Consider the following 25,193-nt stretch of genomic DNA (forward strand, 5'->3'; position numbering starts at 1 on the left):
ACGCGCTTTCTAACTACCGCGCCGAATGGTGCTGCGCGAGGCAGAAGGTTGCATGTAAGCACGACCCAGCCAACCTACCAAAACCCGGTAACTTCGCAGGGTCGTACTTACACTCCACCTTCTAACCGCCTCGCTCCGCACACTAAAACATAAAAGGAAGCCTACCCTACATGGTAGGATAAGCTTCCTTGGTTCAAGCAAAAACATCAGTGGTGAAGAATCAACCGGGTCCCTTCCATCTGGAGCACACGGTGGATGGCCATGGAGGCGCCGCCAAGCAAAGTGGCGTAGTGCACATCCTTGGACATGACCAACGGTGGAACAAGCGGTAGGAACGACAGCTTCATCTGCACGTTCTTTAAAATTTCAGGAATCTGATCGATCAATGGTGAGTTGTAGAAGATCATCTGCGGATCATACGAGTTGATCAGGTCACTGGTGACCACCGCCAGATAGTAGCAGAATTGCTCAATTAGGCGAGTGATGGCCGTGTCCTCTCGGTTATAATCCGTCACCAACATGTCTAAGTCGTACTTCGGGTTCTTTTTCAGTAACGCCGCCTTACGTAACAGGGCTGCTTGCGACCACTCTGAACTAAAGTTCGGCAATCGCGTTAGTCGCTTGTTCTTAGCCACGTCGGGCAAGATGATCCGGCCAATTTCACCGGCCTGACCGTAGTTACCCGTGTACAGGTGCGCGTTGATAACGATGCCGGCGCCAACGCCTTCGTGGATGCTGACGGACACCAGGTTTTGAAGTTCTTGCTTACTGTAATCTTCTTCGAAAATTGCGGATAAGTTGGCTTCATTTTCAACGATCACTGGCACATCGTATTTGTTTTGAAAATACTCTGCTAAATCAACGTCCTCGTAATCGACGAACGGTGATGACACGATATCGCCTTGATAGACGACCCCAAAGACCGCAATTGAAATCGCCTGCAGGCCGTTGGTCATCTCAAACTCAGGGAGCTGATTGATCAGTTCTTCCATCTTTCCCAAGGTCACTGAAATGGGTTGATTATCAATTTGATCGACACTGTACTCGAGGACCCGACCGTCCATCTTAGTCGCTACCATCTCAACCTCGGTACCAGAGATACTGAAGTTGATCACGTACCCGTACTCCGCGTTATATTCCACCAACTCGGGTTTTCGGCCACTGGCACCAGAAGAGGTTCGCACTTCTCCCAGACTCTTCACGATTTGTCGTTCAATCAATTGCCCAACAATATCGGAAACCGTCACCTTATTTAATCCCAGTTTTTTGGAAATTTCGTTTCTGGAAATCGGACCATTATTGATAACGGCCGCTAGCACGGACCGCTCGTTGTAGTCGCGCATAATGTCTTTATTAATAATCATCTAGTTTCGCTCGCTTTTCTTAAATTTAGCCTTCAGCGTTTTCCTTAGCGTGCTTTGCAGCCAAGTCGCCTTGCATCTTCTTTTCGATTCCATCTACATGATAGAACAATAATGCAATTGCTGAAAGAGCAAATCCAAGTAATGGTACCCAAATGTAGTTCATTTCGATCCCATGAAGAGCGGAAGCGGTTTGGGTGTGGTTAGCAACATAACCTGATGAAGCCAAGATAGCACCGGTGATGGCACCGCCGATACCCATCCCAAGTTTAGCTGAGAAACTTGAGAATGAGGTAACGATCCCTTCAGCCCGGACACCGTTGACCCATTCGCCGTAATCCACGGCATCGGCCAACATAACGGCGATCAAGCCTGAAACATAACCAGTACCTAAGTAACCCACGATTGTAGCGAAGATGATCATGCCAACGCTCAAGTGTGAAGCACCTAAGCTCAAGAGTAATTGACCAACACAGGCGAGGATCATCCCACCTAACATGGTGTTACGCTTACCGATAATCTTAGCAGTGGCTGGCGTCAAAACAACGGCAACCAAGGCAACTAATTGCAAACTCAAAACTAATGAAGCGATACTTGCATCGTGCATGTTGTACTTGAAGAAATAAACCGTAACTTGTGAACGGGTTTGCATCCCCAACCAGTAAATGAAGTTGATGAAGATGATGATGGCCCATGGCCAGTTCTTACGAAGCGCTTTCAAAGATTCCTTAATTGGAATTGATTGACGAGAGCTCTTGGTTTGAACCCGTTCGTGCGTGTTCTTGAACACGATTCCGAAGAGAATGACAACGATAACCCCAACGATCAACGCCCAGATAAACCAGCCGTGAGCGCTAGTGGTTGAACCGCCGCCGAAGAAGGCAACCATCCCTAAAGTGATCCCAGTGATGATTGTGGCCCCAGCAGTTCCCATAAATTGACGAATCGTTGATAACGTGACCCGTTCTTGTGGGTTACTTGTTAATGATGGCAAAATTGAAGTAATGGGAATGTTAACCGCTGAGTAGAGAATATCAACACCAATGTAAGTCACGTAAGCCCAAATCAACTTACCCGTTAAACTCAAGTTTGGTGTGGTGAACACTAACACACAGAAGACGGCAAACGGAATCGAGAACCATAACCAGTACGGCCGACTCTTGCCCCACTTGGTATGCGTATGGTCAATCATGATTCCCCAGAATGGACCATCAAACGCATCGACGATCCGAGCAACTAAGAACAAAGTCCCAACGGCTGCCGCACTGATACCGAAAGTATCGGTGTAGAAGATCATTAGGTACGTCCCAACCATTTGGAAGGACAAGTTACATGCGAAATCGGATAAACTATAGGAGAAACGTTCCTTCCATGCGACCTGATTCTTTTGATCAGCTGGCACATCGGACGGATTTGAGACATTTTGACTCATAATCAACACCTCGTGTTTGTATTGGATGATTAATAAATTCAACTTTCTAAAGGAAATCCTACTGTAACCGCTTTCGATTGTCAAGATTATTTTAAAAGTCAATTAACGTCAAATACCGTCTATATAATGAAGAAACCGGTTTATTACAAAATAAAAATTCTTGAAAGCGTTGACAAAACAGCGGTTTCAATTTACACTAATCGTGATAATTAATAAATTCAATTTCTAAATACCAAATTTAAGAGGTGCTTTTTGAATGAAGTTTACTGATGGTTACTGGCTAGACCGACCTCAATATGAGATTCAGTCACCAAAAGAAGTCTATGAATTTGATAAGACCGACGATAAGTTAACGTTATACGCCCCATTCAAGTATATCAACGAACGTGGCGATCAACTTAACCTCGGGATGTCAACGATCGAGTTAACGTCTCCTATGGAAGGCGTTATCGGTGTTAAGTTAATCCACTTTGATCAAGAACAGAATGGTCCTTCGTATCAATTGGAAAATGAACAACCAAACATCGATATCAAAACGACCGATTCAGAAGTTTCCTTAACTTCTGGTTCATTGACCGTTAAAGCCCCATACAAAGGCCACTTCGAACTCGACTTCTTGCACGATGGCAAGACCATTACTAAGTCGATGGAAAAGGCTGAAGGCGTCATCTTAGATAAGTCAACTGGCAAACACTACATGCGTGAACAACTTTCCATGGGTGTTGATGAGTTAATTTACGGCTTAGGCGAACGCTTTGGTTCCCTTGTAAAGAACGGCCAAACTGTTGACGTTGTCAACAAAGATGGTGGGACTGGTAGCGAACAAGCTTACAAGAACATTCCATTCTACTTAAGTAGCGAAGGCTACGGGGTATTTGTTAACCAACCTGAAACCGTTTCGTTTGAAGTGGCTTCTGAAAACGTTGACCGGACGCAATTCAGTATCGAAGGCGAATCACTTCAATACTTCGTCATTGATGGCCCTACCCCTAAAGAAGTGCTTAACAAGTACACCCGCCTGACTGGTAAGGTTTCCTTGCCACCAGCATGGTCATTCGGCCTCTGGTTATCAACTTCATTCACCACTGATTACAGTGAAGAAACCGTTTTGAAGTTTATCGATGGCATGGCAGAACGCAACATTCCGCTAGACGTCTTCCACTTTGACTGCTACTGGCAAAAAGGGTTTGAATGGTGCACATTGCTCTGGGATCGCGATCAATTCCCAGATCCAGAAGGTTTGATCAAGAAGATCCACGACCGCGGCATCAAAGTCTGTGTCTGGATCAACCCATACATCGCTCAAAAGTCCGTCCTCTTTAAGGAAGGCCGCGATAATGGTTACTTCATCAAGCGTAAGAACGGTACGGTTTGGCAATGGGATCTCTGGCAAGCTGGCAACGGCTTCGTCGACTTCACTAACCCAGACGCCGTTAAGTGGTACCAAAGCAAGTTAAAGGCCCTGCTTGACATGGGTGTTGACTGCTTCAAGACCGACTTTGGTGAACGGATTCCCGTTGACGATGCTGTCTTCTTCGATGGCTCTGATCCAAAGCGCGAACACAACTACTACACTTACCAGTACAACGAAACGGTCTTCAGCCTGATTCAACAAGAAAAAGGCGCCGACCAAGCGACGGTATTTGCTCGTTCAGCAACTGCCGGTTCACAAAAGTTCCCAGTTCACTGGGGTGGCGACTGCTTGAGCCGTTACAAGTCAATGGCTGACTCCCTTCGTGGTGGCTTGTCATTCTTGCTTTCTGGCTTTGGCTTCTGGGCTCACGATATCAGTGGGTTCGAAGAACAAGCAACGCCTGATCTGTACAAGCGTTGGACCCAATTTGGCTTACTGAGTTCCCACTCCCGTTACCATGGTAGTGGCCAGTACAAGGTGCCGTGGGTCTTTGATGAAGAAGCTGTCGACAACACTCGTAAGTTCGTTGACTTGAAGTTGTCATTGATGCCATACCTCTTCGATGAAGCGGTTAACACCAGTGAGACTGGTACGCCTCTCATGCGTCCCCTCTTCTTGGAATACGCTAACGATCGCAACACTTACCACCTTGAACAACAATACATGTTAGGTAGCAAGTTGTTGGTTGCCCCAATCTTCAACGCTGAAGGCGACGTTCGTTACTACTTGCCAGCAGGTCGTTGGACTAACATCTTGACTGAAAAGACGTACGACGTGGCTACCGGTGAATGGTTCTCCGAAAACTACGATATGTTGACCTTGCCTGTTTTGGCTCGCGAAAACAGCATCCTGTTACGGAACCCTAACGCTAAGCACGCGCAATACGATTACACTGACGCTCCTGACATCAACATCTACGAACTCGCTGACGGTGCAACTGCCACGACTCGCGTTGTTGATCAAAAGGGTAAGGCTGCTGGGAACGTTTCAGCTACTCGTCAAGGCAACACTGTGACGGTTAAGGCTGACGGTCTCAAGGGTAGCTCAAAGGTTTACGTCCACGCTGACGGTGCTGTTAAGGAATTCAAACTTGATGGCCAATCTGGTGAATTTAACCTTTAATATCTGATTTTAAAAAGTGGTTCTTCCTGTGAGAGGAACCACTTTTTTTGTGTCTCCTGATAAGTTTGTGCAGTTCTCCCCTTTTCGCATTACCACCAAAGTATCGTTATTTGCCCCCTTACTTCAGCATAATCATCAACTAAAATAGTTTGCCATTTTCTAGACAAATCAAACGACAAACCAATGATAAAGCTATATACTATTAGTAACCATAATCGTTACTTTTTCAGTTTTATAGTAACGACTAACTGGCCGGATCTTTGGAGGATTCTACAAATAATGCGCAAGGGGAGCATTCATATGACAAATGAAAAAGTACACTACAAGATGTATAAGGACGGGCGTACTTGGGTTTTTGCGGCGATTACCGTTGCCACGTTAGGACTGGGAATCGTAACGGGTACTGGGGTAACCGCACACGCAGATAACACAGATACCGGTGTAACGGCTACGGGAGCCACTGACACCACGTCTGGAACGACCGCGACACTTGGCGGCTCGAGTTCATCGGCTGATAACAGCGGAACTGTCGATAACACGGCTACTCAACCGGTAACACCGGCTGAAGTACCAGTTGATTCAACGACATCAACTGATCCTACAGCAGCAACCACTACGGCCACACCGACTTCAGCGCCACAAGCAGCAGACACACAAACTACGCCTAAATACGTGGGTAATGCGCAGTCCCAACCAGCGATCATTGACCGGAATTCAGGTGAGGCAACGAAGTCTACTGACGGCACTGTTGCAACCGAAGCCGGTAGTAACGGCGTCACCGTTGGCGCCTACTGGACTGCTGAAAATGGCGATGGTGATGTGACGCAAAGTATCAGTTCAGATGGTAACGATAAATCATACTCGACCGTTTCGGCATCGGCGCAAAACATTCAATCGCATTTTACGTTCGGTAACACTAGTACGACTGACATCACCACTGGTGCAGTTTATTTGATTACGCCATACGCCGATTACACGTCGGATATCGCTGATGGTAAAATTGACCCGCATTTTGAAACCAACATGACCGCTGCCGAAGTTGTTGCTAGTTTACCGACTGGATTTACGGCAACCTTCTCACAAAAGGGCGGCCAATATAACATTGCTGCTGATCAACTAACGGATGATCAAGTCGCCACCTTAGTCGCCGTTGAGCTAAAAGGCACGATTGCGGCTGGACAAACGTATGATGTGACCTGGAATCAAAACTTGATTGCGGCTGGTACGGACGGTCGGTATGCGGATACGCATACGTTGTATTTAAGTCCTAATGGCTTGATTCAGCCTGATGCAAGTGCGTATGCTGATGTGGCAACGCAGACGATGCCAGCGGCTGATGGTACTGTCACTATTGGGACCACTTTCGGGAATAGCAAGGTAAGTTCAGATGCCACTCAGACTTCAGACGGCGTCAATGATATTCCAGTTAACGGCTTTGCTTACTTTGACGTGACTGTCGAAGATCCGAATACCATTACCGCAGGCTTTTCACTAGCTAACAACACCGATGATTACAACGCAACTAATGTCTTTTTCATGTTACCAAAACTTTATTCTCCTAATTACAATAACGCTACCAATTTATTTACCGTTGATGCCACTCAAGTCAACGAAAGTACGTTTACGGATGCCTTTCCGAGTGACGTTTCAATTATGTATTCGGTGGAATCTGGTAAATATTTAAGTATGTCGGATATGCTGGCACAGCATCCTGATTTTACGTGGGATCAGTTGCTCGCCTTTCAAGTGCGTGGGACGTTGGCAGCACAGACATCCTATCAAATCAACTTACCACTGGATTACGTTAACCAAGACAAAACTGATTTAATTTCTACCGATGTGAACGCCGCAACAGGTGCTTTTGCCTTCAACGGGGTTGGTGATTATACTGGCGACATTCAAAGTAATCTAAGCCTAACGATGCCCTATGGCCTTCAACTAGATGGTCCCTACTCACCAATTTATGTTAATGCTGATGGATCGTACACCCTGGTTGGTAGTGACTTATTCAACTTGATGCCACAAATCGATAAAGCTGACGTTTTAGTTTCTAACAATGGCAACTATTTCGATGGGACTGCAGCTGACACCACGCTTTATTACGGTGGTTTCTTCTATCTTAAATTAGCTAAACTCCAAGCGATTTTGGCTCAAAATGGCTATACCGTAGAGTTGAACGCCGATGGAACCCCGATGGACGGCTACATGTTTGACACCCTCAATGGCCCCGCAGTCGTTCATGATTCAACGGATGGGACCATCAAAGTCATAGCGGGTGGAACTAACTCCGGCGGTATTTTCGCAGTCATCAAAGTTCTGAACACTCACGATTCAACCGTTCAAGCAACTAAGGACACCACCATCAAGCTAACTGATAATCTTGATGGTGTTGGTCCATCCAACTACTACACGGTTGGCGCTAGTGACGTCACTGCAACCCTTAGCGATCCAGATGGCGTTCTTAAAGATAACGGCGATGGCACATATTCAGTCACAAAACCAGGCCAATACACCGTTACGTACAGTCTCGCCATTTCAGACGCCGTAACAGTCACGAAACAGGCCACGGTCACCGTTGATCCAAAAATCACGTACGGTACCTACACGACGACGCGAACCATTAACTTTGTGAACGACGATGGCACAACGAATACCAACACACCAGTGACGCAAATGGCTACCTACAAAACCACGACGAATCAACTCACTGGTGAAACCGTTTATACGGTTCAAAATGCCTACTACGAGGCTCAAGTTCCCGTTGAGGCAGGCTACAAGGCTGACACGGACACCATCGCACAACAAGCGCTCGGTGCAACAAACGTAATGCCAGCCGATTCAACGATCACGGTAAATTATCAGCCAACGTACACGTACGGCTCAGCCACCTCAACACGGACAATCAATTTCGTCAATAGCGATGGCACAACCGCCAGTGCTGCGCCAATCGTTCAAACCATTACCTACAAGACGGCAACTAAGGATGCCACTGGTGAAACGGTCTACACGCCGGCTGGCGCCTACTATGAAGTTTCAGTGCCAACGCAAACAAACTATACGCCTCAACAAGCGACTGTAGCACAACAAGCCGTTGGTGCTAGCACTACTGCCCCTACCAACACCACGGTAACAGTAACGTACGACCCAACTTCAACTTACGGCACCGCCACTTCAACGCGGACGATCAACTTCGTCAACGCGGATGGCACGACTAATTCACAGGCACCGGTCGTTCAAACGATTACCTATAAGACGGTCACGAACGCCGTTACTGGCGAGACCGTTTACACACCACAAGGGGCTTACTATCAATATCAAGTTGCATCTCAAACAGGCTACGCTGCTGACAAACAGGTGATTGCGCAAGAAGCCGTTGGCGCAACCAATGTGGCACCAACTAATTCAAACGTGACGGTTACCTACACACCAACTTACACGTATGGCACAGCGACCTCAACGCGGACCATTAACTTCGTGAACAGCGATGGTACTACCAGTGTTGACCCAATCGTCCAAACCATCACCTACAAGACGGCGACTAAGGAGGCCACTGGCGAAACAGTTTACACCCCAACCGGTGCCTATTACGAAGTTACAGTGCCAACTCAAGCAAACTATACGCCTCAAACCACAACGATTTCACAACAAGCCGTTGGTGCTAGCATCGCTGCTCCTGCCAATACTACGTTAACGGTGACGTACGACCCAACTTCAACTTACGGTACCGCCACTTCCACACGGACGATCAACTTTGCCAACGCGGATGGCACGACTAATTCACAGGCGCCGGTCGTTCAAACCATCATCTACAAGACGGTTACGAACGCTGTTACTGGCGAAACCATTTACACGCCACAAGGCGCTTACTATGAATACCATGTTTCGCCTCAAGACGGTTACGTTGCAGATCAAAAAGTAATTGCCCAAGAAGCCGTTGGCGCAACCAATATGGCACCAACCAATTCAACCGTGACGGTCACTTACACGCCAACCTACACGTATGGCACAACGACCTCAACGCGGACAATCAACTTTGTAAATACAGACGGTACCGATAACGGTATTTCACCAGTTGTTCAAACGATTACGTACAAAACTGTGACAAGCGATGCAACTGGCGAGACCGTTTATACGCCACAGGACGCTTACTATGAAGTCCAAGTGCCAACCCAGACTGGCTATACCGCCAACCAAACTACGGTCGCTCAAGCGGCAGTCGGGGCACTGGCAACGACACCGGAAAATACAACGGTGACCGTTACCTACACCAAGAACGCGACGACTGACCCAGGTGATGGTGGTTCAACAACTGATCCTGACAATGGCGGCACAACGACACCTGATAACGGTGGTTCAACAACTGATCCCGACAACGGTGGTACGACGACACCTAGTAACGGTGATTCAGCCACTGGCTCTGACAATGGCGAAACGACCACTGCACCGGCCGACAATGATACTACCAGCACTAACGGTGGCTCAACAACCACTGCACCTAGTGAGAATAGTACGGCTACCACACCAGAAAACGGTGACGCAACCACGGTTCCTGAGACTGACTCAACAACTACGGATGAGCCTGATAATGGCACCGTTACAACTAACGATAATTCTCAGCCTACCCGTGTCGATGGGCAATTCGCCAAAGGTGTTGCAACGACATCAAGTGAGCCAACGATAACGACTCAAACTGGTGCTGCTAAGCAAGCTTCGTCAACTGCTCACCTGCCACAAACTAACGAAACCAAGACACAAGCTACTACTATGATTGGAATGTCACTACTAGGCTTAATGAGTGTATTTGGCCTAGCGCGGAAACCTAGACGGAAAGAATAGGTTTAGTCTGAGCTATTGAAAAATACCATGCCTTGAATTTTTAGGCATGGTATTTTTTGTGTGGCATTTTTTTCAAATGGTCACCGCTAAATTTCAACCAACTATTACGACAACGCAAAAAACACGACCTCCCCTACTTTACGGGAAGGTCGTGCTTTTGTTGAATCTGGCTAACGTTTATTTGTCACCGTCGCCATCATCCTTCTTCTTGCGCTTGAAGCCAAACAGTCTCAAGAACGCTAACCCTAATGCTGCCAAACCGGTGACAGGTGCCACTGGTGACGTTGTTTCGTCCGTTTGAGGCAGTTTCTCACCACTCTGGTTAGTTGTCTGAGTTGCATTGGTATCGCTCTTAGACGAGGCCTGCGCCTGATCAGAAGCCGTATTTGTTTCCTCCTGATTCAAGGCCGTCGCATCCAAATGTACACCGTGCGCATGCTGCTCATTTTCAACGGAAAGGTTATCAACTTGATCATTTGCCGAATCAGTGATGATTGTATCATTTGCTGAATCGGTAATAATCGTGTCGTCCTCCGTACCGCTGTCCGACGTTCCGTGTTCGGCTGTGCTATTTGAAGCACTGTCGGATTTACCAGTAGTCGTGCTTTCTGAGCCGCTCACAGCAGTGTCATTGCTAGAATCACTAACGATTACGTCATCGTTTGATGTTGACTCGCTATCGCTCAATCTCGTTGATTCTGAGGTTGATAAGCCAGTCGAATCAGAAGTCGTAACCACATCGGAGTCTGATGAAACTAGACTTTCAGACATCAACCGTGACGATGACTCACTAGCTGAAACGGAAGCTGATATGAAGGTACTTTCCGAAATTGATGCACTAGTGGAAAGCGATTCGGATGCACTGTCTGAAATAGAAATCGAGTTGACATCAGAAAGTGATTCACTAGCCGATGTTGAGGTTGACGTCGATAAGTTATCAGATATCGAATTGCTGTCAGAAATCGAAGTCGATCGTGATAAATTGGCTGCCCGTGATCTTGATGCAGATAAGCTCTCAGACGCAGAGTCGGATGTTGAAACCGATTCGCTGTCGGAGATGGAACCACTTACCGATTCACTATCAGAAACCGAGCCAGATACTGACTCACTATCGGAAACTGAACCACTTACCGATTCGCTATCCGAAACGGAACCAGATATTGACTCACTATCGGAGACCGAACCGCTGACCGATTCGCTGTCGGAAACGGAACCGGATACTGATTCACTATCGGAGATTGAAGCTGACTCACTCACTGATTCGCTATCTGAGATGGAACCACTGACCGATTCACTGTTGGAGACGGAACCAGATACTGATTCGCTATCAGATACTGAACCGCTTACTGATTCACTGTTAGAGATCGAACCGGATACCGATTCGCTATTCGAAACTGAGCCACTCACTGACTCGCTATTTGAAATAGATCCAGATACCGATTCACTGTTAGATACCGAACCGCTCACTGATTCACTATTTGAAACCGAGCCAGATATCGATTCACTGTTAGATGCCGAACCGCTGACCGATTCGCTATCGGAAACGGAGCCACTTACCAATTCACTATTTGAAACCGAACCACTTACTGACTCACTATTCGAAACCGAGGTTGATTGACTGTCTAAAATTGAATCACTGACTGACTCACTGTTTGAAACAAAGTCCGACATCGATGTCGACTGCGAATTTTGCAATGATGTGCTAACTGAATCACTCGTAGACGCACTTCCGGAATCATGTAACGATTTTGATGTGGAATCTTTTAAGCTCGTAAGCTGACTTTCGAACGTGCTGCTAGAATTACTAAGTGACTCACTTGCTGAAACTAAGGCTTCATTTGAAACACTGGTAGAGGTCGAGTTGCTCAATGAATCTTTAGTTGAATCACTTGCAGACCCGCTTAATGAATCCTTGGTTGAATTACTCAATGAGTCCTTAATTAAATCCGAATCCGAAGCACTCGTTGACGCAATGTCGGATAAACTAGCTGAGGTTGATGCATTAACTGAATCTACCTTCGAGATATTTGCACTTAAAGAAGCACTCGTTGAGAGATTGGCACTAAGCGATCCACTTGTTGAAGCACTGGTTGAACTGCTTGCCGAAAGTTTCGTTGATAACGAGCTTGAATTCTTTGTGCTGAGTGAAGCCGATTTGGATGCATTTGTACTATTTTCTTTACTAAGTGAAATAGATCCGCTCGTATATACATTAGTCGATATACTTCTCGACATAACATCACTGCGTGAGCGACTACTAGAATCACTAACTTGCTTGGAGTTAGAATTGCTCGTTGATGCAACAGCTGATTTAGATAGACTTTCTACGTTAGAAAGTGAGAGCGTTGTGGAATCTTTAGCAGAATTGGAAGCACTGTAGGCGTTGGACAACGACGTTTCGTTTGATACATTGGTCGTTGTTGAAGTAGTATCCGAGGTTGTTGCTGAATCGGTATCAGCAGTTGTTGGTGAATCAGTAGTCGAACTAACAGTTGAATCCAACGCTTGATCAAATGCATTAGTCTGAACAACTGCCCCAAACACACTAAGCGATGGCGAACTGACCACAATATCACCAACTGTATAAACAGTGCCATCAAACGCCGTCCCGGTGTCCGGGTTAACCACCTTGTTAGCAGCTTGCATTGCACTAATAATTGTCTGTGTATCTGCGACTGAATACGTAACTTGGGTTTGCCCAGCTGCTAACTGGTTACTGATCAATACATCGACACCTGGAACTGAGATAGTTGTACCTGGAGTATCAAATATATTGTTAACCTTCGAAATGTTGACTGCCATTCCGGCGTACCCGCCCGAATTAATCGTTACTTGTAACTGAGAGCTCGTCGTAAACTGGACAACTTCACCCGTATCACTATTCACGTAAACGTTGCTCCAACCAACAGAAACTTGTCCTTCTGTCTGCGTCGTCGTAAAGTCCTTCACAAACGAAATGGCACTCGCTTCACCCGCAATTGATGAAATTTGAACCGGGGTTCCCGTCAAATGATACAACGCAGAACCCAGTTCTTTACTACTCATAGTGTCGCCAGTATCCGTAGTAGTACCATTCACGTTGCTCGAAGTACTCGACGCAACACTACTGATCACGATTTGGCTCACGTTATTCGCTTTAATGTAATCGCTCAGTTGGGCTAGTTGAGTGGCCGTTAATTCGGCATCACCCTTCAGGCCAACCGTTAACGTGCCCGAATCTGTCACCGTCACTGCAGTAGCTCCTGTAAAACCAAGACTGTCAGTTAAATCAGTTGAAGCCACCGCTTTAGTACTCGTTGCATTTGCTGATAAGGCCGTACTTAAGCCACTCGACAAGTCACTTGTTGAATCGGCCTTAGTTGAGGCCTCATCCGTACTTGCCGTTGACTGACTGTTTTTAGTTGATGCCGAAGTCGTGTCACTACTCGTTGCGCTCGCCGTATCGCTGTTAGTTGTGCTGGCGGTGTCGCTACTGGTGCCACTATCGGTGGTACTAGTCGTCGTGCTTGTGGTTTGACTATCCACACCACTAGCCGATTGCGTCTCACTATCACTACTACTGTCACTCGTGGTCGTACTATCAGTCGTACTGGTCGTGGTACTTTCACTATCGCTGTTACTTTCAGTTGTACTCGTTGTGGTACTTTCCGTAGTGCTATCCACACCACTATCAACTTCACAGGTACTCGTTGAGGTTGAGTTAACGGTTGACGTTGCTGGAATCGTGGTCTTGGACTGCGTTGCCAGCACCTGCCCATCATCAACCTCTTGACTCACCGTTTTACCGGTAGTCGTTGTATCAGCGGACGCTTTCGTTGTAGCAGAAAAAGTCGCCGTTAGCCCCATAAAACCGGTAAACGTCGAAATTGCTGCGTATGCCCAATGCTTGCCGCTCTTGAACATTTTATAGCGGGATTTGCTATTATTTTTCTTAATATCTTGCCGCTGCTTATTGCGTTTCATTTAGCTTCCCCCTTTGCTATCGGACTCCTATGCGTTTGTTAAGCTAAAACATATCTTCATATTAAATAATCATTAAATTACCCTGTTTATATTTAAATTTACATCCTATATATCACATTGGGTATCACCGCTATTATACTTAACTGCGATGAGAAAGTCATTTAAATTACAAGAATTATTAACTGGATAATCAACTTTTTTATTCACTATTTAATAATTAGCTTATCAATTGGGCAGTTAGCAGTCTTTAAAACAGTTGCGGCGTCTTCACTAGCAACGACATGTTGGACGTACTTGACTTCATTCGTTAAAATCGCACGTAAATTGCCCTTCACCTGACCGGCTTCATTTAAAGGTGCCTCTTCAAGGTAAAGTGTATTTTGTGAGGTCGTTTCAGCTAACACACTAAGTTCCAGACCAAGATAACTAATATTAACCTGATCATCCGGCGTTAACCGCTGCGCAAGTTGGGCCCTCATAAACTGAAGTTGCGTATCGTACTGGGTTATCACTTCACGTGTTTCAGGATTTTCAATCGTCACCAAATTTAATTGTCGCTCATAGTAGTAATACCGAATAACTGGGCGTTGTTGATTATCATAGAAACAAATCTCTTGAACCGCATTCCGGTCGTAAAAGATTCGACTAAATAGCTCGCCGTCAAAGGTATACTCTTCAATAAAGTCACGGCCACCATCTTCATTCAGATAGGTCACGCTTTTCACCGCACGCCGAGTATTGGCGTAAAGTTCAACTTCACCGATAACGTCACCTTCACTGATCAGTGAAATTGACCGATCTTGGTTCATAAAAATTTCAGCATCCGTTACGGTTGGAATTTGGTTAAAATACAAATAGTTGCCAGGATAATAAACACGTTGTGTTACCCAGTCAATCAAGTTGTGTCCCTGCGTACCTTCTCGTGATAGCAAGCCACTAAAGCCTGGGTTGGGTGCCAATGTCAGCACCTGACCATTAGTTTGTTGTAACCGGGCACGTTGTTGCTGCCAATTATCAGTCTCTGGTCGGATAATATTCGTTAGTTCATAAAGCATGCATAAGCTCCTTCCACTGATCGGCAATGACGTGATCACGATAATTTTGAATTGAGGCTCGGGTTTCGGCGTGGAGCGCCGAATAATCAGCTGCTAACAATCGGTTGATGCCCGTCACTAATTGGGCAACGTTCCCGTCATTATCATCCCGTTTAAATGGCTGTAAGAATCCGTTCTTGCCATCTTGAATCAGTTCTAACGCACCAAAGCGCGCCGCAAACGTAATTACCGGTAACATGGCATTCAGCGCTTCAATATAGGTCAACCCGAACCCTTCTGAATAGGAGGCTGAAATAAACGCATCGTACCTCGGGTAAATTTTGGCCGACTCATTGGTATGACCCATCATCCGAATATATTCACTAGCATGACAGTCTTTAATTACCTGTGTAAGTTTATTTAACTCGCCACCTTGACCATAAATATCAAGTTCAACTGGCGTCCCAGCATCGTGCACTTGTGCAACGGCTTTAATTGCTAGATCCAAGTGCTTTTCAGCAGCCAGTCGCGACATTGACACCAACTTAAGCGGCTTGCCAAGCGTTGCAGTCGCGTGCTCAGCTACTTCATCCCGGATGCCACCAACGGGAATCGTCACGAACTTTTCAGTGTCATCCGGAAAATCAACCAAGAGATCTTGGCGTTGCAGTTCCGTTGCAACCACCACTCGATCAACCCGGTTTAGGTGAGTCAATAGATACTCGTAATAGTTATTCCACAACGGATGTTTCGGGTCATTTCGGTCAGATAGATGATCAGCATGGATCATTTCAATCAAATGACTGCCCGTTGGCTGATGATTGAACAACGCTGCTTCCGTATTTTCATCCCGGTCAATAATGAAGTTACTGTGACCGCCAAATGCCTGATCAAGGACGTTCAAAAAGTAACGCTGCAGCAGGACTTCATTGCGAAAGAATCGGTGAGCCCCTTGTTCGTTAAACAAGTGAATGTTGCGGATTCGATGATTCTGATGCTCATCTTGGTAGACATCATACATCACTCGGCGTTCACCAGTTGTATCGTCTAATAGTTCAACTCGAGCGGTACCGACTAACAACATCTTTCGATCCGCCGCTGGGTATTTAACTAAATGATCCACAATCCGCATCCCGGCTGAAGTGACTAATTCCCGTTTACGATGCGTATTCGTACTGTCAATCACCGTTGATTTCCGAGTTGTCCCAGTTGGGTTTTTTCCAGTTGTGAGGTAGTCGCCACCAAAGACGAAGTACTCCCACATATTAATCACTTGTTGCGCCGTTAATTGCCATTTTGCCATTGCTTCATGAAGTTCTGGAATCAATTCTGTAAAGACAAAACGGTACGGTAGTTGGGCCTGATCAAACCGGTTCGCTCGATAAAATTGGGCGTGCTCGACACCGGAATTACCGATACCCATGGCACGATTTAGAAAAAAGTTCACGTTGCTCGTCTCCCTTATACATTTGTTGGGTGGAGTAACTCCACTAATTGTTGCGTGGCAGTTTTGGGAACTTGTCCCCAACGCCGAATACGGATAGTGGTTCCCTCGGATAATCGGTGTTGCATTTCCCACACCCGGCTGGTCAAATCATTTAGGGCAATCGTTAACTGAGTCGGGTCCTGAAAAGTCGCTCGCGTGTACGCGCCAATAACCGTAGCGCCCTTCGTATTAACCGGGTAGTTTCGATTGGCCGTGTTGCGACAAGCCACGATCACGTCAAGCTGAGGCGTATCAAATGCCGCTGCAGCCACGCCAATCACATTTCCCATCCAACTGATGCGTTGACTCAGTTCAGCCGGCATCAACACCATCTGATGAAACGTTAATCGGTGATGATTAGTGTTCATCAAACTCAGTTCATAACTGGCAACCTCATCAGGTAAGCTAAACGTCCCTGATAATTCTTGAAACGTCACCTGATCAATCGTTTCACCCTGCTGATCAAACGTGCTCAACTGTGCGTAGACTGATTTGGCTGGAAAAGCTTCGCAGGTCATCGCAAAGTAGTACGTGCGCTGGTGTAATAATAATGGCAATTGCGGCGACGCCATAAGGTAAGCGTCACCCGAACCACGTGATGACCAAGTTCGGATGGCCGTCCCAGGTGGCATCATCGGACACGAATAGCTGACTGTCTCATCAGCTTCAAAACTGACCTGAGCGCCGTAGTTATACGTTTGTCGCAGTTCGCGTGGCCATTTAAAGACACTGACTGTTTCCATGCACCCATCCTCCTTTTGATTAATCTACTTGTCGGCCAAACCCCGTATGCAATAAGTTGTGATACTGATCTAAGAACCAAGTCACAATGCCGTTCGTATCATCGTTATGCCGCCCGGTTAATCCTTTATATAACAATTTAACGTTCGGGAATCGGTGTTTTAACGTTCTAAATAACTCTTGAAAGGCAGTTTGGTCGTAATCGTCTTCCTTCATATAACTGATAGCAAAGGTGGTATTTTCAAAATCACCCGTATTAAACTGCGCCCAAAAGTGGCGGTTGAGCTCCGTCACACCCCGACTATCTGCCCGACCCGTATGCCACAATAGGTTATCCAGTGAGGTTGGGAACCCGCCTGGCCGGTTAATGCGTTCGTTTTCGGCCATTGTTCCCAGATCAACTAATGGTTTACCAACGATCACTGCATACGGTTTGAGCTTCGCGGCGTAGTAAAGTGCGCCGTAAGTCCCCATGGAAAGGCCTGATAGAATCAATTGATCGTGCGTAAACCCTAATTGATCTAAGTACCCATCGATTGTTTTAACTAAGTCTGCTTCAAGCTGAGCGCTTCCCATGTAGAAGCCGCCCCCTTCAAGTCGCGGATCGCCAATGAGCAAGAACGGACTTCCTAAGCCTTGCATCATGAAGGCCCCTTCAAACCCTTCAGCGGTTCGGTACCCGGAAAAGTAAATGTTCAATGGTGGCTTCATATCACCGGGATTAAAGTACACCAGTAGCTCCGTACGCATCTTAGCTTGATCAACGACCCGAACCCCACCGGGCATTAATTCCCCCCGTTGCCGACGTGATCGTCGAAAATGGCAATTACCGATACTGATTTGTCCCGTTCCCTGTGCCCAAACTGTGACATACACGAACTGAACTTTATCAGATTGGGGTAACTGAAATGGTTCTTGAAGATCATCGAAGGTCTTTTCAATGACTTTATTAACCTGATTCGTATCTCGATCAACAAGGTAAAACTTAAAACTAATCGTCACATCACCGCTCAACACCGCCGCTTCCGGTAGTACCGTCACTTGGTAATCGGTCATCACGAAGCCCCGCTGACGCCAATTTAATAATTGTTGGGGCTGTTGCCCAAAACTGCCGGTGTAGAGCATTCGATTATGTCCCTCTTGCCGGACTTGCCCGGTAAAGTTAGGCGTAATTCGAACTTCGTCAAAGTTCAACTTGTAACCGGTTTGGCCACCGAAGTAGTCATCGTTAATCGCGTGAGCAACCGTTTCTGGCTGCAACAAGGCCATCGCCTGAGCCGCTTTTACATCTAACAACGCTTCAATGTCTGGTGCTAAAACGAGGTGTTCATCATAAATAACTTGATACGCGGGTAACTGTGCGACTAATTCGGTATCGTCCAACAATCGTGATCCCGGTGCAATCAGAAAAATTGCCGTTCTAAATCCCGGCTTTAACCGACCATCTTCAAATGGCGCTAACTTGTTATCCGCATCAACCACTCGGTCATTAGCAATCCAGTAATACTTAAACTCTGGTGCCAAAGTATCGGATAAATCACAGCGAAGACCACCAATTTGAACCACTTTAATTGTCCGCATCCGTCATGACCTCCTGCCATCGTTCAATTAACCGTTCATCTGAGAAACGTTCCATTTTGGCAACGCTGTAAACCAGAGATTCATTCCAGCGGCGAAGGCCGTCCAAAAAGTAGGCTAATCCCCAGCCAACTTCGTTCAAATCATGGATCACGAGTCCGTTTTTACCAGTCGTCACGTACTCCGTTTTTGCCCTGACTAACTGTGGTACCCCAGTACTGATGGCCGCAAGTTGAATAAACGGATCAATTTGAGGGCTTAAATCAAGTAACAACCGGGCTTCGTCAAGTGCCGCCCACATCGTCTTGTGGTCGTCAATTCCTCGTAAGTGAATTCGGCGAAGAAACTTGGCCGCCGTTGTCACTTGATCCCAGTTTTCAGTTTTCTTTAATTCATCTAGTTCATCTGCCTGTTCACGTGTTAACGTCTGTTGATCCTTAGCGTCCAAATACCCTAACACAGTTTCAATCGCTGCGTGGTCTTCAGCAACGTTAAACGTGTCGTCAACGAATCGTTGAACAACAGCATTAATGGTTGTGCCATTATCATCAGTGCTTGCCAAAAGAACAACCGCATCGTTTGACAGCATTTCAGTCAAAATTTGCCGGGTAACAACTTCCTGAGCCGCATCGACAAGATCGGTTGCCCGCCAATAAATGACCAGTTGTGACAGTTCATTACTGTGGCCTAACGCTAATCGACTGCTATATGGTGAGAGTAAACGCAACGGCTTTTCCAGTAACAGTGCCCAATCAGCTAATGCCCGTTGGACTGCTCGACTGGCACCCATATCCGTGGCAATTACGGCGTGGGCTACCGACGTCATCCGGTGCAAAACATCGTCAGTGTACGTCACCCGTGATTCACCGCTTCCCACTAAAATATCGTAAGGCGTTAGCGCCAGAACCTGCGTACTAGGATAGTTAAATCCTGCTCGGTAAACTAAAATCGTGAACGTTTCGGCCTGTTGGTGTGCTCGTTTAGCGGTAAATTCATCGAGTAACGGTTGAAATGCATCATAATGAGCATGCTGAAACCGGCGCTGTTGGCCAGGTGCAACCGTAATGCCATCCGCATCCGTCTTCGTTAACACAACGTCGCCAAAGGCGTTAAACAGCGTCTGCACCTCACCAGTTGGCTGTAAATCACGCCGCCAGCTCAGAAAGCCTCGATCATCAAACTGATCGATCTGGGTTGGCTGGCCCTGTGAATCATACCGGGTAACCTGATCCAGGTAATCATCTGGTGTATACGTGCATTTCGCATAGCGCACCCCTTGAACGTAAACTAATACAGCACCCGTTCCCGGCACAAATTCAGCATTTTCAGGCCAATCGAGATCCTCTACCGCTAACGGGATCCCATCTTGAATCGGGATATCGGCGATTGCATCGTAGACGTTCCACCACGGCATCTCAAGTTGATTGATCTGCTCTAACTGGTGGCGCAAGTGCGGCATTAATTGGAGGGTCACCAACGTATACGGTTGCTTCGTCCGTTTCAACATACTAGCAACGTTGGCTGAGATATCGTCTTCAAACGCCGACGTTAAGCTTTTCCACGGCGTAATTAAATCAATCATGCAACGTCCCTCCCGTTCATCAAATTAAATCGTACTGCCCCTTAAAGTACAGGGCACGAATCTGATCAAATAAATTATCCAAAATCGTGACTAGAATGAATAGGCCACTAAAGAAGAAAGCTAAGTTCCCATAACCCGGTACATACAGTCCAATAATCAGTGGAATCGCCGTGACTGCTACTAAGAAACAGTTGCCGGCAAAGATCATGATTAAGAGCTTATGCGTCAGGTATTTTTCCGTCTCACGCCCCGGGATAACGTTGTAAATGTAGTCGCCACTCTCCTTAAGGTGCCTAGCTGTTTCACTAGGTTGGAAATTAACAAACCCGAACCCATATCCTAGTATGCAAACCACGAGACTGTACATTGCGATGCCGTAGTAAGTATGATAGCTGAAAAGTTGATTAATAATAAAGTTCGTCACTGCATAACTCCCAATTCCTTCATGCCGCAGATAAGTTGGCAACACAAATAGTGAAATTGAAAACATGAACGGCATCGCCCCACCTGGTAATAGCCGAACTGGGATGTACGACTTGCCATAAGAGTTAATGATACTAGTTCGTTCAACTTCGATTCGAAGCTCTGCTTGATAAATAAAAATCGCCACGATCAAGAAGATGATCACCGAAGCAATCAGCGTTGCCGTACTCTTCGGCGTAAAGATGAAGTGGTCGTTACTATTAGGACCGTTTTCCAACATATTTGGTAAATTTTGAACAACAGTTGGCACGATTAGTAACACCGCACCACCAATACCACGTCCCGTGTTGACGTCTGACAGCCAAACCACCAGCATCGCCCCCGCTGTTAACGTGAACACCAAAATCAATAAGCTATCAAATTGGGAAATAATGGTAACGGGTTTTACAGTTTTTTGAATCATCAACGCCATTTGAAGCGCTTGCGCCAACGCAAAAGCCAGCGTCAAGCACCGTTGAATCACATTTGACGTTCGTTCCGTCAAATGCCGTGTCCCCTCCGGATTCACCATCGTAAACACCGACCAGAGGATCTTACTCGTCATGTACGGCGCAACCCCCAGTGAAAACAGGGTCGGCACCGACATTTGCCCACCGGTAGCGTACCCGAAGAACTGTAGCGCCCGGTTTTTTTGGAGTAACGCTTCGGCGCTCGAAATATCAACTACTGGAATGACCAGTTGGCGGCCAACTTCCACGATCAATAAGATAAAGATACTCCACATACAGCGCCGAATTAGATCTCGCTTGTTGTTCATGCCATGCTCATCCCCGTCTCGTTACAGTTTATGGAAAATCAACGTCCATCGTGCCATCTGAATTGATCGTAAACGTTGATAACATTAAGTTACGTAAAGCAGTTTGCCAAAACGCATGCGTCATTTGTTCAAAGGATAACCGCGCATCGCGTTGGTACTCGTAGATAGGATTCCGCGAGCCTTGCGCGCGACTGTTGACCACTTGACGTAACTGTTGTAGGTTATCGACCTGTTCGATCCAAACGTGGTCGATGGCCTTTAAAATCGATAGTTTTTCAAAATACAAAAATTGATCTGCTGCCCCAAACCGCTTTTGTTGCAGTGCCAGTCGCTGTTCTACCACCGTTTTCAGGTAGCTTGCCAACTGAGGGCCACCCGCCTGCCAGTTTTCCCACAGCGTTGATCGGTCGTAGTTGTAGTCAACATTATTGAACAAGTAATCTAAGATACCTTCAAAAGTCAGCGGATCCTGCCGGTTAGGTGTTAGTAACGTCGTCAATGCTCGGTCACAGAGTTTTGCAACGAGGCCATCCACGTCAGCTTGATCCATGACTTTGTTTCGAAATTGATAAATCGTTTCTCGTTGCAACCGGAAAATTTCGTCAAATTGGAGTGTCTGTGACCGTGCACCCCGCTGACCGTTAGCAGCAATCGATTGCACATCTCTGACGAGGTTTTTGAACCGTTTTTTTGTCAAGGGTTGTCCTTCTGGTCGTTTACCAGTCGCCACCTGCTGCTCGTATTTGACCCGGGCGCGTTTGACCCAAGCTGGACCGTTTTCAAGAACCACTTTGTCTTCCAGTGACACGTAGAAGTGACTTTCACCAGGCGCACCTTGACGCCCTGCCCGGCCCTTCAATTGCTGGTCGATTCGTTGACTATCCATCGGTTCGGTCCCAACAACTAGCAGACCGCCCATTTCTGGAACACCCTTACCAAGTTTGATGTCGGTTCCCCGACCTGCCATCGAAGTTGCGACCGTAATCGAACCAGGCTGACCTGCTTCAGCGATGATATCCGCTTCCTTACCGACACTTCGCGCGTTCAGCAAACTGTGCGGAATACCTTCCTTCAATAGAATATAGGAGTATAACTCCGACATCGAGACTGAGCCAGTTTCGATCAACACAGGCCGGTGAATTGCATAGGCCTCCTTGATTTTGGCCAGTGAGGCGTAAATCTTTTCCTCATTTGTGATATAAAGTTGATCCGGATGATCCTTTCGAATAACCGGTTTATGCGTTGGTACTTGAATGACATCTAAGTTATACGTTTCCCGGAATTCACGTACGTCCGTCTTTGCCGTCCCGGTCATGCCGGATAACTTGTGAAACATTCGGAACAGGTTTTGGTACGTGATCGACGCCATTGCCCGTGATTCAGAGGTAATTGTGACGCCTTCCTTAGCTTCAATCGCTTGGTGTAATCCGGCATGCAGCTTCATCCCTGGCAATTTCCGACCATTTTCCCGGTCGATCAACGTTATCTCGCCGTCTTCACACACGTAGTCACGCCCCTGATACATCAGGTAATTAGCCCGCATCGACAAGACCAAATGCCGGTACAGCTCAGCCCATTTTGGTGACAGTAAGCCACTAATACCAAAATAGGTTTCAATCGTATGGATGCCGCGTTCAGTAAACCAAGCGTTCTGGGTATCGTCACTCATTTCGATATCAAGGTCGTCACCAACCTCTAGTAATTTAACGAGTTTATCAACCGACTCATAGTAGTTCGATTGCACCCGAGGCGCACCAGAAATCACCAACGGAATCTGGGCCATATCCAGCAATACCGCATCGATTTCGTCAACCAGCGCATAGTGAAACCGTTGAATAAACTGATCATCTTCGCTAGAAGCCAAGTTATCCATCAAATAGTCGAAGCCCAAAGCACTGTGGGTCGTATACACCACGTCGGCGCTATAGATTCCCTTCTTATCCAGTTCGCTCGTGTCTAAGTCATCAACTTTTTCGTCCGCTGCACCAGCGGAAACAGTCAGACCAAGCCATTCGTAAACCGGCCCGATTTCTTCCGCGTCCCGATTCGCCAAGTAGGCGTTAGCAGTGATCAGATAGTTACCGGGTCCCGTTAAACCATTTAAATACAGCGGCATCGTGGCCGTCAGACTTTTTCCTTCCCCAGTCTTCATTTCAGCGATGTCGCCGTAGTAGAGCACAATCGCCCCGGTAACCTGATTAAGGTAGGGTTCAAGCCCTAAGACGCGCCGATCCGCTTCTCTAACCACGGCAAAAGCCTCCGGTAACAAGGCGTCTAACGCCGTTCCCGAAGCTAATCGTTGTTTAAATTCAGTTGTTTGCGCCTTTAGTTCTGCGTCACTCATAGCGTGATACTTGGGTTGTAACGCCACAATATGGCGCGCCAAACGTTCGTACCGTTTCAAAATTGGTCGTTTCCACCGCCATTTGATTGCCATGTCGCTTCCCCCTCATCAACAGTCACTAGTTGGGTTAAAAATCGTTGACCCCATCAACCGAACCCCAGTGGCATACTTTGCGCTTACTGTCGTTGAGCAACCGTTATGGTTACGCAATGCATCGTGTTCGTCGTCCCAACAAATGCCGAATTGGTATCTTTGATTTTCAAGTCCAATTCAGATAAGTTAGCCGACCTTCTAGTTTTAACTATATTATACTTAGCATAAATAGACAAGGTGTAATTCACCGTTTCGGTAAGCGTTCTAGTTCTTGATATAACAAGCTTTCTAAATTAAATCAACCTGCTCATCATGCATCAATTAACGACATTAACTTCACTGCATTTTCATCACCCATCCATGGTAAAATAGTGGTGACAACTGGAATGCCTGATTCTTTCCAAAGAAAGCCGTGTATTAGCCACTATGAATAAACCCGATAATAAAAAACTACTCAGTAAAGATATCGATGACCGCTTTAAATCTGAAAAAAAATTCGTTCACGATCCTGACCGCCAAAGTAACGGTCGCTTCCAATTCGTTCAACTCACCATCGGCATCATCATGGCAATCGTCGCCATCGGCGGGATTGTCATTGGTTTGATTACACTGCTGTAACTGCATCTTTTTCAACGAGCTCGGTCTTTGTCGAACTCATTTTTATACTGTCGTTTGTGTCCAGCGTAAGTGTGCGGAGCGAGACGGGTTGAGCGCGTAATGTAAGGGGCTTCGGTGAAAGCGCCCGGGTCTGGCGGTTTTATCGAAGCCCCTTACATGCAGCTCTCAGTCTCGCGCAGCACGACCCGACAAAGTCTGGAAGCCTATCTGGTCATTCGGCGTGGTGACCAGAAAGCGCGTGGCTGGCAAGTTTCTGCAATGTCAGGAGCCCTAGAAATAACAGTTTAAGTGGCGCCGAATTTCGTAGCCTGAATGAGCGCTTTTCAATGCGGCTTTGGCGAGCGAAGCG

Annotated in this window: 13 protein-coding genes; 3 read left to right on the top strand and 10 right to left on the bottom strand. The window is 46.7% G+C overall.

All coding sequences use genetic code 11. The annotated features are described in order from the left end of the window. Positions 1-206: 206 nt before the first annotated feature. Both ACYVR3_RS01055 and ACYVR3_RS01060 read right to left on the bottom strand, forming a co-directional pair. Positions 207-1,364, bottom strand: coding sequence for an ROK family transcriptional regulator (locus ACYVR3_RS01055; RefSeq protein WP_054736727.1), 1,158 nt, complete (start codon positions 1,362-1,364; stop codon positions 207-209). Between the two features lie 25 nt (positions 1,365-1,389). Beyond that, positions 1,390-2,793: an MFS transporter gene (locus ACYVR3_RS01060; protein WP_461242764.1), complete on the bottom strand. Its 1,404-nt coding sequence runs from the start codon at positions 2,791-2,793 to the stop codon at positions 1,390-1,392. 256 nt (positions 2,794-3,049) lie between these two features. Here ACYVR3_RS01060 and yicI point away from each other — a divergent pair, with 256 nt between their 5' ends. Both yicI and ACYVR3_RS01070 read left to right on the top strand, forming a co-directional pair. Further along, positions 3,050-5,329 carry an alpha-xylosidase gene (gene yicI / locus ACYVR3_RS01065; RefSeq protein ID WP_057151762.1) on the top strand — a complete coding sequence of 760 codons (2,280 nt, stop codon included), beginning with the start codon at positions 3,050-3,052 and terminating at the stop codon, positions 5,327-5,329. Positions 5,330-5,629: 300 nt separating this feature from the next. Then, positions 5,630-10,165 (top strand): mucin-binding protein, encoded by a 4,536-nt coding sequence (locus ACYVR3_RS01070; protein WP_461242765.1) that lies wholly within the window; start codon positions 5,630-5,632, stop codon positions 10,163-10,165. Positions 10,166-10,342: 177 nt separating this feature from the next. Here the strand turns inward: ACYVR3_RS01070 and ACYVR3_RS01075 are convergent, their stop codons facing one another. The 8 genes from ACYVR3_RS01075 to secA2 all read right to left on the bottom strand — a co-directional run bounded on the left by ACYVR3_RS01075 (position 10,343) and on the right by secA2 (position 24,226). Next, the gene (locus ACYVR3_RS01075) at positions 10,343-14,128 is read right to left on the bottom strand and encodes a KxYKxGKxW signal peptide domain-containing protein (RefSeq protein WP_461242766.1); all 3,786 of its coding nucleotides are present in this window, start codon (positions 14,126-14,128) and stop codon (positions 10,343-10,345) included. 206 nt (positions 14,129-14,334) lie between these two features. Further along, positions 14,335-15,183, bottom strand: coding sequence for a hypothetical protein (locus ACYVR3_RS01080; RefSeq protein ID WP_461242767.1), 849 nt, complete (start codon positions 15,181-15,183; stop codon positions 14,335-14,337). Continuing rightward, positions 15,173-16,609, bottom strand: coding sequence for a glycosyltransferase (locus ACYVR3_RS01085; RefSeq protein ID WP_461242768.1), 1,437 nt, complete (start codon positions 16,607-16,609; stop codon positions 15,173-15,175). The genes ACYVR3_RS01080 and ACYVR3_RS01085 overlap by 11 nt, the downstream gene beginning before the upstream one ends. Positions 16,610-16,623: 14 nt before the next feature. Then, positions 16,624-17,391, bottom strand: coding sequence for an accessory Sec system protein Asp3 (asp3, locus tag ACYVR3_RS01090; protein ID WP_461242769.1), 768 nt, complete (start codon positions 17,389-17,391; stop codon positions 16,624-16,626). Between the two features lie 19 nt (positions 17,392-17,410). Next, on the bottom strand, positions 17,411-18,970 hold the full coding sequence (gene asp2, locus ACYVR3_RS01095) for an accessory Sec system protein Asp2 (RefSeq protein ID WP_461242770.1): 1,560 nt from the start codon (positions 18,968-18,970) through the stop codon (positions 17,411-17,413). Further along, the gene (gene asp1 / locus ACYVR3_RS01100; RefSeq protein WP_461242771.1) at positions 18,957-20,549 is read right to left on the bottom strand and encodes an accessory Sec system protein Asp1; all 1,593 of its coding nucleotides are present in this window, start codon (positions 20,547-20,549) and stop codon (positions 18,957-18,959) included. The genes asp2 and asp1 overlap by 14 nt, the downstream gene beginning before the upstream one ends. A gap of 19 nt (positions 20,550-20,568) precedes the next feature. Continuing rightward, a complete protein-coding gene (locus ACYVR3_RS01105; protein ID WP_461242772.1) occupies positions 20,569-21,789 on the bottom strand; it encodes an accessory Sec system protein translocase subunit SecY2 in 1,221 nt (406 codons plus the stop codon). Positions 21,790-21,817: 28 nt separating this feature from the next. Next, a complete protein-coding gene (gene secA2, locus ACYVR3_RS01110) occupies positions 21,818-24,226 on the bottom strand; it encodes an accessory Sec system translocase SecA2 (protein ID WP_461242773.1) in 2,409 nt (802 codons plus the stop codon). A gap of 426 nt (positions 24,227-24,652) precedes the next feature. Between secA2 and ACYVR3_RS01115 the strand changes: the two genes are divergently transcribed. Further along, positions 24,653-24,844, top strand: coding sequence for a hypothetical protein (locus ACYVR3_RS01115; protein ID WP_461242774.1), 192 nt, complete (start codon positions 24,653-24,655; stop codon positions 24,842-24,844). Positions 24,845-25,193 lie beyond the last annotated feature (349 nt).

The organism is Secundilactobacillus muriivasis, from assembly GCF_054785195.1.

What these genes read in the sequence shown, in the direction of transcription:
- ACYVR3_RS01055 (WP_054736727.1), bottom strand. Translation starts at nt 1,364, where the DNA reads ATGATTATTAATAAAGACATTATGCGCGACTACAACGAGCGGTCCGTG.
- ACYVR3_RS01060 (WP_461242764.1), bottom strand. Translation starts at nt 2,793, where the DNA reads ATGAGTCAAAATGTCTCAAATCCGTCCGATGTGCCAGCTGATCAAAAG.
- yicI (WP_057151762.1), top strand. Translation starts at nt 3,050, where the DNA reads ATGAAGTTTACTGATGGTTACTGGCTAGACCGACCTCAATATGAGATT.
- ACYVR3_RS01070 (WP_461242765.1), top strand. Translation starts at nt 5,630, where the DNA reads ATGACAAATGAAAAAGTACACTACAAGATGTATAAGGACGGGCGTACT.
- ACYVR3_RS01075 (WP_461242766.1), bottom strand. Translation starts at nt 14,128, where the DNA reads ATGAAACGCAATAAGCAGCGGCAAGATATTAAGAAAAATAATAGCAAA.
- ACYVR3_RS01080 (WP_461242767.1), bottom strand. Translation starts at nt 15,183, where the DNA reads ATGCTTTATGAACTAACGAATATTATCCGACCAGAGACTGATAATTGG.
- asp3 (WP_461242769.1), bottom strand. Translation starts at nt 17,391, where the DNA reads ATGGAAACAGTCAGTGTCTTTAAATGGCCACGCGAACTGCGACAAACG.
- asp2 (WP_461242770.1), bottom strand. Translation starts at nt 18,970, where the DNA reads ATGCGGACAATTAAAGTGGTTCAAATTGGTGGTCTTCGCTGTGATTTA.
- asp1 (WP_461242771.1), bottom strand. Translation starts at nt 20,549, where the DNA reads ATGATTGATTTAATTACGCCGTGGAAAAGCTTAACGTCGGCGTTTGAA.
- ACYVR3_RS01105 (WP_461242772.1), bottom strand. Translation starts at nt 21,789, where the DNA reads ATGAACAACAAGCGAGATCTAATTCGGCGCTGTATGTGGAGTATCTTT.
- secA2 (WP_461242773.1), bottom strand. Translation starts at nt 24,226, where the DNA reads ATGGCAATCAAATGGCGGTGGAAACGACCAATTTTGAAACGGTACGAA.
- ACYVR3_RS01115 (WP_461242774.1), top strand. Translation starts at nt 24,653, where the DNA reads ATGAATAAACCCGATAATAAAAAACTACTCAGTAAAGATATCGATGAC.